Origin of the sequence: Sulfurimonas sp. ST-25, from assembly GCF_048079205.1 — a bacterium.
GTDB lineage: Bacteria > Campylobacterota > Campylobacteria > Campylobacterales > Sulfurimonadaceae > Thiomicrolovo > Thiomicrolovo sulfuroxydans.
The window spans coordinates 913,181-926,306 of record NZ_CP182225.1; the positions used below are offsets into that span (position 1 = coordinate 913,181).

The 13,126-nt window shown below is 55.6% G+C and carries 14 protein-coding genes; 5 read left to right on the forward strand and 9 right to left on the reverse strand.

Translation table 11 applies throughout. The features are described from left to right. Nucleotides 1–155 precede the first annotated feature (155 nt). Nucleotides 156–2,393 (forward strand): PKD domain-containing protein, encoded by a 2,238-nt coding sequence (locus tag ACM66T_RS04635; RefSeq protein WP_231020800.1) that lies wholly within the window; start codon nucleotides 156–158, stop codon nucleotides 2,391–2,393. A gap of 196 nt (nucleotides 2,394–2,589) precedes the next feature. Here the strand turns inward: ACM66T_RS04635 and ACM66T_RS04640 are convergent, their stop codons facing one another. The 4 genes from ACM66T_RS04640 to ACM66T_RS04655 form a co-directional block, all read right to left on the reverse strand. Beyond that, complete coding sequence (locus ACM66T_RS04640) at nucleotides 2,590–3,063, reverse strand: hypothetical protein (RefSeq protein WP_231020802.1); 474 nt, start codon at nucleotides 3,061–3,063, stop codon at nucleotides 2,590–2,592. A gap of 109 nt (nucleotides 3,064–3,172) precedes the next feature. After that, nucleotides 3,173–3,889 carry an OmpA family protein gene (locus tag ACM66T_RS04645; RefSeq protein ID WP_283949356.1) on the reverse strand — a complete coding sequence of 239 codons (717 nt, stop codon included), beginning with the start codon at nucleotides 3,887–3,889 and terminating at the stop codon, nucleotides 3,173–3,175. Between the two features lie 60 nt (nucleotides 3,890–3,949). Next, nucleotides 3,950–4,810, reverse strand: a complete 861-nt coding sequence (locus ACM66T_RS04650; RefSeq protein ID WP_231020803.1) for an N-acetylmuramoyl-L-alanine amidase — start codon at nucleotides 4,808–4,810, stop codon at nucleotides 3,950–3,952. Between the two features lie 126 nt (nucleotides 4,811–4,936). Then, a complete protein-coding gene (locus ACM66T_RS04655; RefSeq protein ID WP_231020804.1) occupies nucleotides 4,937–5,239 on the reverse strand; it encodes a hypothetical protein in 303 nt (100 codons plus the stop codon). Nucleotides 5,240–5,392: 153 nt separating this feature from the next. Here ACM66T_RS04655 and ACM66T_RS04660 point away from each other — a divergent pair, with 153 nt between their 5' ends. From ACM66T_RS04660 to ACM66T_RS04675, 4 genes are all read left to right on the forward strand, one after another. Then, nucleotides 5,393–5,590, forward strand: coding sequence for a hypothetical protein (locus ACM66T_RS04660; RefSeq protein WP_231020806.1), 198 nt, complete (start codon nucleotides 5,393–5,395; stop codon nucleotides 5,588–5,590). 75 nt (nucleotides 5,591–5,665) lie between these two features. Continuing rightward, complete coding sequence (locus tag ACM66T_RS04665; RefSeq protein WP_231020814.1) at nucleotides 5,666–6,949, forward strand: M48 family metallopeptidase; 1,284 nt, start codon at nucleotides 5,666–5,668, stop codon at nucleotides 6,947–6,949. After that, nucleotides 6,949–7,785 carry a peptide chain release factor N(5)-glutamine methyltransferase gene (gene prmC, locus ACM66T_RS04670; RefSeq protein WP_231020816.1) on the forward strand — a complete coding sequence of 279 codons (837 nt, stop codon included), beginning with the start codon at nucleotides 6,949–6,951 and terminating at the stop codon, nucleotides 7,783–7,785. The genes ACM66T_RS04665 and prmC overlap by 1 nt, the downstream gene beginning before the upstream one ends. Continuing rightward, the gene (locus ACM66T_RS04675; RefSeq protein ID WP_231020818.1) at nucleotides 7,782–8,276 is read left to right on the forward strand and encodes a DUF4149 domain-containing protein; all 495 of its coding nucleotides are present in this window, start codon (nucleotides 7,782–7,784) and stop codon (nucleotides 8,274–8,276) included. The genes prmC and ACM66T_RS04675 overlap by 4 nt, the downstream gene beginning before the upstream one ends. A 20-nt stretch (nucleotides 8,277–8,296) precedes the next feature. Here ACM66T_RS04675 and ACM66T_RS04680 read toward each other — a convergent pair whose 3' ends face one another. The 5 genes from ACM66T_RS04680 to ACM66T_RS04700 are packed head-to-tail and all read right to left on the reverse strand — an operon-like array spanning nucleotide 8,297 to nucleotide 13,007. Further along, a complete protein-coding gene (locus ACM66T_RS04680; protein ID WP_231020819.1) occupies nucleotides 8,297–8,686 on the reverse strand; it encodes a DoxX family protein in 390 nt (129 codons plus the stop codon). Nucleotides 8,687–8,699: 13 nt separating this feature from the next. Further along, nucleotides 8,700–8,990: a J domain-containing protein gene (locus ACM66T_RS04685; RefSeq protein WP_231020821.1), complete on the reverse strand. Its 291-nt coding sequence runs from the start codon at nucleotides 8,988–8,990 to the stop codon at nucleotides 8,700–8,702. Nucleotides 8,991–9,001: 11 nt separating this feature from the next. After that, complete coding sequence (gene ftsZ, locus ACM66T_RS04690; protein WP_231020823.1) at nucleotides 9,002–10,153, reverse strand: cell division protein FtsZ; 1,152 nt, start codon at nucleotides 10,151–10,153, stop codon at nucleotides 9,002–9,004. Between the two features lie 14 nt (nucleotides 10,154–10,167). Next, nucleotides 10,168–11,535, reverse strand: coding sequence for a cell division protein FtsA (gene ftsA, locus ACM66T_RS04695; RefSeq protein WP_231020825.1), 1,368 nt, complete (start codon nucleotides 11,533–11,535; stop codon nucleotides 10,168–10,170). After that, entirely contained in the window at nucleotides 11,532–13,007 is a 1,476-nt protein-coding gene (locus ACM66T_RS04700; RefSeq protein WP_231020827.1) for a peptidylprolyl isomerase, read from the reverse strand. Before ACM66T_RS04700 ends, ftsA begins: the two co-directional genes overlap by 4 nt. Nucleotides 13,008–13,126 lie beyond the last annotated feature (119 nt).

The window sequence follows — 13,126 nt, forward strand, 5'->3', positions numbered from 1 at the left end:
ATGTATTAGGATAGATACTTTAAGAATAAAAATATAATATATGTTAAATTGTTTTTATATGATGCTAAAACGTTCTTATGTGATAAAGTTGAAATCTTTTGTTCACTGCTCACATCCGTTTTGAGATGGGCGTCTAATACAAGAAGGAGTGCAGTGTGGTATGGCGTATCGTTGCTATGTTTTTTATGATGGCGTTGATTGTGGGTTGTGGCGGTGGATCATCTGACAGCAAGCCAACGGGAGAACTGATTTCTGTTTCCGGAGCATGGGACCTTACCAATGACTCCTCATGCTCGGAGACGATTGTTTTTTACGATGACGCGACGTTTATGATGACGTCGGGCGATTGGAATGCAACCGGCTATTTTAATCTCTTAGAAAAGGGTGAAAGGGACTTATTGTCACTTTACATAGAGCGTGTGAACGGGAAGCTTGATTGCGACAACTCCTACAACGACATAAGCGGATTTTCGGTTGACGTTTATGCCTCACAAATGAATGGATCTGTTATGTACTGGTTTGATGACAAAGCCAGCACACAACCTTTCTATATTTTGAACTATTTGGGTTCATTGCATCTCGTTGCCGATGCAGGTTCGGAGCAATACACTATTGCAAATGTGCCACTGACACTCGTCGGCATGGCAAAAAGTGATCATGAGCTGTCGAATATCTCTTATCACTGGTCAGTGAAATCCCAACCGGTGTCATCACATGCTGTGCTCAGCAGCGAAAACAATGCGTCAACAACTTTTTCTGCTGATACTGCCGGTATTTACATCTGCACGCTGACAGTCACAAATGATACGGAAACCAGTGTTCCCGCCGAAGTGAAAATTGTTGTAACAGATGGGCAGCCGGTCGCGAATGCCGGGCCGGATCAGATGGCAATCATAGGTGATACTGTCATATTGAATGGACAGGAAAGTATGAATCCAATGGGCACTGAACTCACGTATGTGTGGAATTTTGTATCCAAACCGCTCGACAGTACCGTTGAACTGTTAAACGCTTCGACGGTGTCCCCATCTTTCGTTCCGGATGAATCCGGTGATTATCGCATCGCCCTGATTGTTGACAATGGTACTACCACCAGCGTACAAGATACGGTGGATATATATGTGTCGGATGGACGGGCCACTGCGAAAGGCGGTCCGGACCAGAATGGAACTGTGGGTGATACCGTAGTATTGAATGGACTAGCGAGTGTGAACCCCATGGAAAGTACGCTTACTTACCAGTGGAACTTTGTATCCAAACCGCTTGACAGTACTGTTGAACTGTCAAATGCTGCGACGGTGTCCCCATCTTTCGTACCGGATAAACCCGGTGACTATCGCGTCGCTCTAGTTGTTGATAACGGTATGGGGCCCAGTGAGGCAGATACGGTGGATATCTTTGTATCAAGAGTCGTCCATCAGCTTGATTTCTATATCAATGATGCGGAATACAGCCAGACGCTTGATAAAATCGTTTTCGTCTCAAGCGAACCGGTGAACGCCCTGTATATATATGACCCGCTCACCCAGGAAGTGAATAGCGTCAATTTGCCGATACCGCCTAACTGTGTTTCTATTGGACCGGACGGCTTATTTGCCGCAGTCGGGCATGATGCATATATCACGTATGTTGATCTTGCCGCAGCAAGTGCAGTAAAGACATTCGCCGTATCAGCAGATGTGTTGGATGTCGTATTGGATGGTAATGGATATGTCCACGCTTTCCCGCGTGATGACCAATGGGTAAAGATTAGAACGGTTCAAATCGAGACGGAACAAGAGACATTGAGCACGGGGCTCAGTATTTATGCCGGTACGGTTGGCAAACTTCATCCCGATGGTGCGTCCATTTATGGAGCAGACAACGGTATCTATCCGGCAGATATCGAAAAGTACGATATTTCAGGCAGTACGGCAGATTACCTTTATGATTCACCTTACCACGGAGACTATCAAATGTGCGGAGACCTGTGGATCTCTGAAGACGGTTTTAGGATCTTTACAAAATGCGGCAATGTTTTCCGTGCCTCAAGCCAATCTGATATTGATATGACCTATAACGGTTCGCTGCAGGATATGACTTATATCAGGTCATTGAGCCACTCCGCCGAAAGTGGGAAAATTGCATTGGTCCCACAGAAGCGGGAGTATATATATTATTACCAGTACATTGATCATGAAGAGAATATGCTTTATCTTTTTGATGATACCTATCTGGCGTTTGAGAAAACGATCAAGCTGCCCAACATGAAAGCCGGCAATACTTATTATCAAGGTAACGGTCGTTACGTATTCTTTAATAGCGACGGCAGCATCTGCCATGTGGTACTTCAGGCCGCCAAAGGTTCCGGCATGTTATACGATTTCGGGGTTGTGTCTTACGACATGCAGTAGACAGCCGTGCATTGTTCTACGCTGCTTCGTGAACTTTTGGCCTGCCTTAGTATGTTTGCGCCCGGTTGCAGGTTATAGTCATGGGGACGGGGCGATGAGAGTCATGGTGCTCTTTTTTCTGCGTATTTTACTACATCGGGTGGAAAGTCAGTTGTTGTATCCGCGTATCACCCTGCCGTAAACGGCGGGCGGGAGGCTACTGCTCGAAGGCGTAATTGACGCGCCCCGCTTCGAACATTGCGTCGACGAGGGAGCGGTCTCCGTTTTTGACCGCGTTCATAAACGCCGTCTCCGTCTTAGGATCGTCGTTTTCGAACCAGAGGTACTTTTCCGCGATCAGTTCGGCGACCCTTTCGGGGGTGTTGCGTTTCATGGAAAGTTCGATGATGTAGCGGCAGGTGTAGCGGCGGAGGTTGCTGACCTCGCCCAGGGCGTGTTCGAGATCGCCGTCGGGGGCGCCGTGCACGATGAGCATGGCGGCCATCCGTTTGTAGGTGTCCTCTTGCTCGAATGCCCCGGCTTCGAAGGCGCTTTCAATCAGTGAACCGACAAGGGTCAGGGGGTGCAGACCCGCTTCGTTTTCCGTGATAGGAGAGGTGCCGGCCTCGAGAATCTGTTCCAGGGCGGCAAGATTGCCCGCTTCGATGGCATTGAAAATAGGTTTCGGCATCGTGACTCCTTCCGGGGGGAAATGGTCGTTAACTCATTATAGCCAATGCCGTAGCCGTTTCGTTACCGAAACGGTGAAAGTTGTGCCTGCAGCACCGAGTGGCGCTAGGCTAGAGGCACTGGTCGACGACGTTTTCCTGTGTCTGGTACAAGAAGATCTCGACACGGCGGTTCTGTGCCATATTGGCTTCGCTGTTGTTGGGAACGAGGGGTTTGTCGAAGGAGCAGCCGCGGGCGTAGACGGCGTTGGGCAGCCCCTGGTTGACCATCTCGGTGGCGACGGTGCGGGCCCGGCGCTCGGAGAGCTGCAGGTTGTAATCATAGGAACCGCGCGGGTCGGTATGGCCGACGACCTGGACGATGGAGCTGGGGTATTTTTTCAGCGCCGTCGTCAGCTGGTCGATCTTTGTCAGGGCCGTTGGTGTCGGCGTATCGGAGTTTGTCGAAAACATCATAGCGCTTTTGAAGGTGACTTTGACGAAGGTCTCATGCTGGGTGACGATGATGTTGTCCGCGCCGACATCGCTCTGGCTGACGGTCGTATTGAGGGATTTGGCGACGTCCTTGGCCTGCTGGTCCATCGCATAGCCGATCCCGCCACCGGCTGCTGCACCGACTGCCGCGCCGATCAGTGCGCCCTGGCCCTTATTCTTGCCGCCGAGTAGTAGTCCGCCGATGGCACCGACAGCCGCACCGATAAGGGCGCCTTTTTTGGTCTTGTCGTATTCGTCCTGCTGCGTGCCGTCGGCATTGGGCTGGGTGCTGGCACATCCGCCGATCAATGCGGCAGCAAGAACGAGTGAAAGTGATTTGGTTTGAAATGTCATGACTGTTGCTCCTAAACTAGATGGCTTATTGTAACAGGAAAATGTCTCTTTTTCGTGATATCAGCCGACAGGCGTATCCGTTTGGAGATAGTCGCTGTGTACCCATCCCTCCCTGCAGATTCGAACCTTTTGCCAGACGCCGTTGCGCTCGCCCAGCTCCACCCGGGTCCCTTTTTCAATCGGATCGCCCGCCAACGCGGCGCTCCCCGATGGCTGGGACCTGACGTTGAGGAGGCTGGCGGTGACCGTTGCGTTGGCACCAGCAATCTCTTTCTCTTCCGTCGGTTCTGCATTGGCATGGCGTCCCGTCAGGACCCTGTCGCGCAGCCGCTCCAGCGGGAAGGCGGGGCCGGGGTCGATCTTGCGTTCCGGGGCGATCTCTTCATGGCCGACGATCGTGTGGATGCCGTAGCTGTTTTTCAGCACCCGGCATACCTCGAAACAGGCCTCGATCTGCTCGGCCGTATAAGTGTGCCAGTAGGAGGGTTCCGTCTGGTTTCGGTGAATGGCCCGGATGACATCCGCCTCTTCGTAGCGTCTGCCGAACCAGGCGAGGTAGCTGTCGCCCGAGGGGGTGAGCTCGCCGGCATTGACGAGCTCGATACCGATGGCATAGCGGTTGAGCCCGCTGCGTTCCTGCCAGCGGCTCGTACCCGCGTGCCAGGCGATACGGTCGAAACCGACCATCTGCACGACACTGCCGTCGCGATCAATGATGAGATGGGCCGAGGCTTCGACGTCGGGGGCCTTGAAGGTATTGACGGCGGAGGCAAGGGTCGGGCCGGCGGTGAAGTGAATGACGACGGTGTCGGGCAGACCTGCCTCGTAAGGGCCGCTGTCTTTGTTGTCGCAGGGGTCAAAAACGACCTCTCGGCCGAACAGGTCGCCGGCCAGCAGGTGGGTATCGATACGCAGCGCCATCGTCACTCCTTTTTCAATAACATAAACCAATTATTATTCATGCTTTATTAATAAAGGATAAATCCACATGCAGCGGATACGATGGCTGGACACTGATGTGGGGCTAAAAAGGGTGGATGCGGGAGGTCAGAGATCGCAGAGCATACGCCGGACGACGAACCATTTTGCGATGGCCTGGTCGGTGTACTGGTACTCCTGCTGGGCGGGGGGAATGGAGATATTGCGGATCTTGGCGCGAAGGATCCCGAAGGCGACGAATCCGAAAAGCAGGGCACCGATGGCATAGAACCAGTCATAAAGGAGCCACACCGCCACGGCAAGGAGGTAGGTGCCGTAGGAGAAGAGCCATCCCAGCAGCCAGGCTGCCGTGCGGCAGAGCGGTTTGGTTGGTTCGGGCGTCGGTTCGAGCAGGGGGATATCGGTTTTCATGGCATGATTATAGCAGTTGGCGGGTCGAAAACCGTATTGACGATAAAATAAATAAAAAAATAGACTTAAATCGTCATTTTAATCCTGAAAACAGACGGGATCGTCATGAATTATAAGTATGATTTTGACAAATAAAAATTAAAAGGATAGATTATGAATGAACCGACACTTCAGAGCATCGGCGATTATAACGGTCTCAAAGGTGAGAAAAAACGGGTAGTACGGGTCGTCCTGCTCTCGGGACTCCTGCTCGGTGCGCTCTATGTCATTGTTTCCAACAGCTACGTCGGTGAGGTCCATGACAGGCTGCCGGTCCATGACGGCATCGCTGCCGTTCCCTTCAACCGGTGAACTTCTTTGCCCGTCGCTGACCCGTTTTAGGGTCGCGATGCTACAATATCCGACACGCTTTCACAAGGTATTTCTATGGTAACAGCACTGATGGTTGTGATCAGCCTCTATTTCATCATCAAACTCTATATCAGCGTCATGCAGGTCGGGTTTATCAACCGCGCCAAGCGGATGGCCCCGGTCCTGATGGGGAGTGCGGATTATCTCAAGGCCGGCAACTACGCCGTGGCAAAAGAGAAACTGCAGATGACGGGAATGCTGATCGAGTACATCATGTTCCTTGTCTGGCTTGACGGCGGGATCCGCTGGCTGGATACGGTGATGGGCGGGATGGACGCGCCTTTCAAAAGCATCGTCATGGTCCTGGCGTTTTTGCTGATTAATACCGTGGTGGAACTGCCGCTGTCGCTCTACGAGAAATTTGTCCTCGATGCGAAGTTCGGCTTCAACCGCACCAGCGTCGGCCTCTACATCAAAGACACGCTGATCACGCTGCTTCTGGTCGCACTGCTCGGCGGGGCGGTCATCTGGGGCGTGACGGCGATCATCGCATGGGCGCCGCTGTGGTGGTTCTGGAGCTTCCTCTTCCTTTTCGCCGTCGTCGTTGCGCTCAATATGCTCTTCCCGACGCTGCGGGCGCTCTTTTTCGACAAGTTGACACCGCTCGAGGATGCGGAGCTCTCAGAAGAGATCGACACCCTGATGAAGAAGACGGGCTTTGTCAGCAGCGGGGTTTTCGTCAGCGACGCCAGCAAGCGCGATACCCGCCTAAACGCCTACTTCGGCGGTCTGGGCAAGAGCAAGCGCGTCGTCCTTTACGACACGCTGCTTGAAAAGCTCGAAGCGCGCGAACTCCTGGCGGTCCTGGGGCATGAACTGGGCCACTTCGCCCACGGCGACCTTTACAAGAACATCGCTGTCGTCGGCGGGATGCTCTTCGGTATGCTCGCCCTTTTCGGCAACCTGCCCGAATCGCTCTTCGTGCAGCTCGGCCTCGGCAATACGCCGGCAGTGACCGTCATACTCTTCTTGCTTTTCATGCCCCTGGTCAGCTTTTTCATTATGCCGCTGATGGGGGTGATAAGCCGACACAACGAATACGAAGCGGACCGCAGCGGCGGGGAACTTGTCGGCAAGCTCTACCTCGCCAATGCCCTGCGCAAACTGGTGACGGAGAACCGCTCCTTTCCCCTTTCGCATCCGCTCTATATCTTCTTCTACTATACCCATCCGCCGGTGATCGAGCGCCTGCGTGTGCTTGGATTCGAGGAACAGGGGAGCGGCAAAGGCGCGATGCGGTCCGAATGCGACGCCGACAGCGTGGAACGTGAACTCGATGACGAAGGCGTGCGTTCCTGATGGGTGAGCGCGTGCGGACGCTGCGGGAGTGCCTTGATGTGATCACCGCTGAGATCGCCGTGAGTGCGGAGCGCCCGCGGCGGGAGGCGGAACGGATGCTGATGGAGTACCTGGGGCGAGACGGCCTCTGGCTCATTACCCACCAGGACGAGCCGCTCTACTGCGACGAGCGGCTCTGGGAGTGGGTGGCGCGGCGCAAGGCCCATGAACCCCTCGAATATATCTTCAACCGTGTCAGTTTCTATTCGCAGCTCTTCTATATCGCACCGGGGGCTTTGATCCCGCGGCCGGAGACGGAGCTCCTGATCGACCGCGTCCTTGACGCGGTGGAGCGCGACGGTGCGTTCACGCTCTGCGAAGTGGGGGTCGGGAGCGGCGCGGTCAGCGTGACCCTCGCGCTGCATCTTGAGCATGCGAAGATGATCGGCGTCGATATCAGTACGGATGCCCTGAGCGTTGCGGCCAAGAACGTCGTGGATTTCGGTCTCCAGGAGCGGATCGAGCTGCGGCAGAGCGATCTGCTCGCAGGCGTTCCGGAGAACATAGACGTTCTGGTCTCCAACCCGCCCTATGTCGCGGCGGATGCCGACCTCGAACGCAACCTCGATTATGAGCCGGATCTCGCGCTGTTCGGCGGTGTGACGGGGATGGACATTATCGTCCGACTGATCGATGCGGTCGCCGAGCGGAAGATTCCCCTGTTCTGCTGCGAAATGGGGTATGATCAGCGTGAAGCCGTCTCGGCGATCGTTCCGAAAGGGTACACGATCGATTTCTACAAGGATCTTGCGGGACTCGACCGCGGGTTCGTGATGACAAGAAAGGATGAAACATGAATACCAAACAGTGGAGCGTCACGCTCTATCTTATGACCGTTGCCGCCACCCTGGGGGCGGTTTTGATTCTGGGCATCGTTGTCGCCCCCGTGATCTTTCACTCGGCATCGATCCTGCCGACGGAGCTGCTGGGCCGCTACGAAGAGGGAATGCTGATGGGCGAGATCTTCCGCCGCTTCGGTTTCTGGGCCTATGCGATGGCCGTCATCATCCTCGTCTTCGAAGGAAACGAATACCGCCGCCAGCGCCGGGACAAGTGGGCCATTATGAGCGCGCTGCTCGCGGTGGCAACCCTGCTAATGTTCGCGGCGGTCTACGTTCCGAAGATCCTCTCCATGCAGGCCGAAGGGGCGGATGCCACGGGGAGCGAAGCCTTCGCCTCGCTGCACAGTGCCAGCGAACTGGATTTCAAGTTGCTGGCCGTCGCACTCATCCTGCTTTTCGTGCGGCGGATGCAGCTGATGTTTCTGCCGTCTGCCGGAAAGGTCTAATGTGACGGGAGATCGCCCCTCTAGGAGCGGTTGATGCCGTATTTCCCCGGCCCGGAAAAGAAGAGGGCCAGGGCGGCAAAGAGATAGAGCAGTGCCATCTCGCTGACCGGTCCGCCGGTTTTGCTCAGCTGCAGCGGGAAAAGCCCGCCGACAAGTGCCACGGCCACCACCATATTCGCGGCCATCAGCGCCGCGCCGATCCGCGCATACAATCCGAGAATAATCATCACCGGAGCGATCACCTCTCCGACAAAGACACCGTAACCGAACCAGCCGGGCAGGCCGTGGGCCTGCAGCATCCCCTGGATATGGGAAATGCCGTGCAGCAGTTTATGAATGCCGTGAAACAGCATAAGGGTACCGAGGGCAAGGCGCAGCAGCAGGCGGGCAAGGTCGTCGTTTCTCAACATATATGTTCCTTAATTAGCGTCCGCCGAATTTGCGTTCCCACCACTCCTGGGGGGTGAGGCAGGTCTCTTTGAGGTAGGGTTCGTCCAGGCGGTATTCGTAATGTTTGACAAATTCCAGCAGTATTTTATAGGCGTCGTTGATCCGCGCGCTCATGGTGTTTGCCGTATCGGGATCATCCGGGTGCTTGTCCGGGTGCCAGCGGTGCATCAGGTTTTTATAGCGCGTCTTGATCTCGGGGAGGGTCGCCTTGTCATGAAGGCCCAGCAGGGTCTTGGCCTTCAGAACGCTCTCATAGGGGGGCATTAGCGGGTGCGTCAGTCTTTTTGCTGGCGCATGTAGGTCGGTACGTCGAGGTAGTCGTCACTCAGATCGCCACCGACGACCATTCTCGGACGGCTCACGGTACGGCTGGCCGCCGGGGTCTCCTGTGCCGGAGCGTCGTAGGAGTCGTTATTGATGGAGGGGGCCTTTTTCGGGGCCTCCTCATGGTCAAAACCCGTGGCAACGAGGGTGATCTTGATATAGTCGATCGCCAGCGTGGCATCCGTCGTCGTCCCGAAGATGACATCGGCGTTTTCGTCCGCGCTCTCTTCGACGACACCCATCGCCTCTCCGATGGAGATCATCGGGAAGTCGGGGTGCATCGTAAAGTGGACGAGAACGCCCATGGCGCCGTTGATGCTCATGTTGTCGAGCAGCGGCGATTCGATCGCGGCGCGGATCGCTTCATAAGCGGCATTGTCGCCCTGGTGCTCGCCCACGCCCATCAGCGCCATACCGTGGTGGCACATGACCGTTTTCAGGTCGGCGAAGTCGAGGTTGATGTCGTTGTCGCCCGAGGAGAGGATAACGCCGGACGTCCCGCTTACTGCCTGGGCCAGTACGGCATCGACGATCTTGAAAGACTCTTTGAGCCCCAGGTTCTTGTCGATGATGGAGAGGAGCTTGTCATTGGGGATGACGACGATGGAGTCGCTCTCTTTTTTCAGCTCCGCCAGTCCCTGCTCGGCCAGTTTAAGGCGTTTGCGCCCTTCAAAGGCGAAGGGTTTCGTGACGACAGAGATCGTCAGGGCGCCGACGTCGCGTGCGATCTGGGCGATAACCGGCGCCGCGCCAGTACCGGTGCCGCCGCCGAGGCCGGCGGCGATAAAGACGATATCGGCCCCTTCGATGGCCGTGCGGATGTCGTCATAGTTCTCGATGGCGGAATCTTTGCCGACGCTCGGTTTCATCCCGGCACCGAGCCCCTTCGTCAGACGGCTGCCCATCTGGATTTTGACCGGGGCAAAGGAGGTCTGAAGCACCTGTGCATCGGTATTGGCGACGACCATCTCGATGCCGTCGACCCCTTCATTGATCATATGACCGATCATATTTCCGCCGCCGCCGCCGACCCCAATGGCAACGATACGCGCACCGTTATTGGCCGTCGTCTCTTCGATTTTGAACATATTGTCAGATCCCATCTATCACTCCCCTGTTAAAATAACTGTGTAATCCAGTTCCAAAACTTGCTGCCGAAGCCTGCGGCTTTGTCAGCACTTTTTCTTGCGTCAAAGGACTTGATCCTGATCGTACCGGCTTCCTCGGAGGGGGGCAGGGGAATTTCTTCCTCTGCCGGCTCCTGAACGGAAGGTTCAGTCAGGTCAGGCTTCTCCATCGGTTCTTCGTTACGGTAACGTACCTGACGGTTCACATCGATTTCGTAAGGCGCATAGCCTCCCGCCGCATATTTGACGAGTCCGACCGCCGTCGCCGTCGCCGGCTCCTTGAGGGCGTCGAAGAGTCCTTCGACGTTACATGGCTTGGCGAGGCGGACCGGCACGTTGTCGAAAATGGCAACGGCGAGATCGCGGAGGCCGTCGAGTTTGGTAAAGCCGCCCGTCAGGACGACCCCGGCCCCCAGCTGATCTTTGAGCCCGCTCTTGTCAATGGACTGGGCGAGGATCATCAGGGTCTCCTCGACCCTGGCATAGATAACGTTGTGTACCACGCCGAGAGAGACCTCGTGGGAGGACTCCTCGTCGCCGATAATCGGTAGCTCGATCAGGTCGTCGCTCGGAGCACTGAGCGATCCGTACTTAATCTTGACGCTCTCGGCGATGTTGAGTGGCGTGTGCAGCGCCATGGAGAGGTCGCTGGTGATGTGGTGCGAACCGACACCGAGGAAATCGTTGTAGCGGATCGCGGTCCCGGAGTGGATCACGGTGTCGCAGGTGTGGCCGCCCATGTCGATTACGGCGGCACCGAGCTCCTTCTCATCCTCGTTGAGCACGGCGATAGCGGAAGCGTAGCCGTTGAGGACGACGGTATCGACCTCGACGCCCGCGCCGCGAACGGCTTTCTTGAGGTTGTTGAGGTTGGACTTCTGCGTCGTGATGATATGGGTCTCGACCTCCAGGCGCGACGCATTCATCCCCAGGGGATCCTCGATGAACTCCTGGTCGTCGACGATGAAGTTGTATGGCAGGGTATGCAGGACTTCGTACTCGTTGGGAATATTGGCGTTGTACAGCGACGTGTGCATCACGCGGCTGATCTCTTTGAACGTGATCTCACGGTTGGGGATATTGACGATCCCGCTGGAGTTCAGGCTCTTCGTATAGGCGCCCGAGATGGAGACGATCGCCCGTTTGATCTCGGTGCCGGCGACGCGTCTGGCGTCCGCCAGGGCGGCTTTGATCGCCTTGGACGCGAGCTCGATGTTGGTGATGGAGCCCTTCTTGATCCCCTGGGAACGGACGATGCCTGCCCCCGAGATCTGAATCGTACCCTCAGGGGAGATCTCCGCGATGATGGCGCAGATTTTGCTTGAGCCTATATCGATCGCGAGGACGCTTTTTTTCACTGCCCGTATCCTTTGATGAAGATCTGTGTCTCATACCGCTCGGCGAGGGCAGTGATCAGGGACTGGCTGAAGAGGGTCTCTTTCGTCTGTGCGACCGCCTGGTCCGCATTCGCATCGGCAACCGGGTTGATCTGCTGGTCAAGAATGCGGTAGAGGACGATCTTGCCCGAAGGGAGCTGTGCCATGCTTTCGGCTTTGCGGGAACGGAAGAGGCTGGCGAGCAGGGCCTGCGTCTCTTTTTCATCCAGCCCTTCGACGCCGGATGTCGCATCGCGTTTGAGGTATCCCTCGGTAGCGGTACCGCGGAACGATTTCAGGGAAGAGGTCGCTAGTTCCGTCAGCTTTTCGGCGCGCATCTGGCGGGTGTAGGCGGCAAGGACATCGGTTTTCGCCGCTTCGAAGCTCTTGGGCATCGGTTCGACGGTTTCCAGGCGCTTGATGATCAGGTACGCTCCGTGCTCTTTTTTCGGTTTCAGGTAGGGGCTGGCCGCATCAGCGGAAGCGATGGCCTGCATCGTCTCCGCGCTGAAGCTGTTGTCGCCTTCGCGGACGGTTGTCTCAACGATCTTCACGTCGGCGTCAAGCTTCTCTTTCTTGTAGGCGATGTAGGTCTTCAGCGCTTCTTTGTTAGTGGCTTTGTCGTTGACGGCGGCGACCACGGCGCTTTTGGCGTTCTCAAAGGCGAGGATCTTGCCGTCCGGGCCTACGAAGTCGTATTTGTGCGCATCGTAATAGGTCTGAAGCTCCTCGTCCCCGGCGCCGGCTTCCACGGCTGCCTGGGTGATGTAGGCGATTTTGAACGCCCGCGGCGTCATGTAGTCGAGCTTGTGGCCTTCCCAGAACGTTTTGAGGGCTGCATCGGAGGTGTCGATGCTGACCATTTCGCCGTCGAGCACTTTATACTCGAATTTGTCCCCGATACCCAGCGCGGTCTCGAAGGCTGATTTTTCGATGCCGTTCGCCTGGGCAGGGAAGAGCGCAAAGAGTTTCTGGATCAGCAATGCGCGGCGGATATCCGCTTCGTAGTCAACAGGGGTCAAACGGTTCTGTTTGAGGACCTTCTGGTAGAGCTCCTTGCTGAAAACGCCGTTCTCGATGAAGGCTTCCTGGGACTGCAGCACCGTAGCCACCTCTTTGTCGGTCGTTTCGAGGTTATAGCTGTTAGCGAGGTTCACCAGCAGGGCCTGGTTGACGAGCTGCTGTAACGCCTGTTTGTCCAGGCCGAGCTTTTTGGCCTGCTCCTCGTCGAATTTACCCTGAAAGATTTGACTGTAGCGGTTGAAAAGCTGTGCATAGGTTTTCTGAAGTTCGCGGCTGGTGATGCTGACGTCACCGACTTTCGCGACGGCCCCCGATTTATCGCCGTAGCTGTACTGCCCCCATCCGACAAATCCCGCGCCGATAAAGGCGATCGTTGAGATCCAGATCGTAATGACGAGGTATTTTCGGTGTCGTTGCATCCATGTAATCATCTGTGTAGTTTGCCTTCTTGCGTCGTAGTTGTCAATTTTATTAGTTTAAAGCTTAAGAATTGCCTTAAAGTCCCTGTTTTCCGAACCTTTTTTCACTCTGAGTTCAATATTTTTCGATA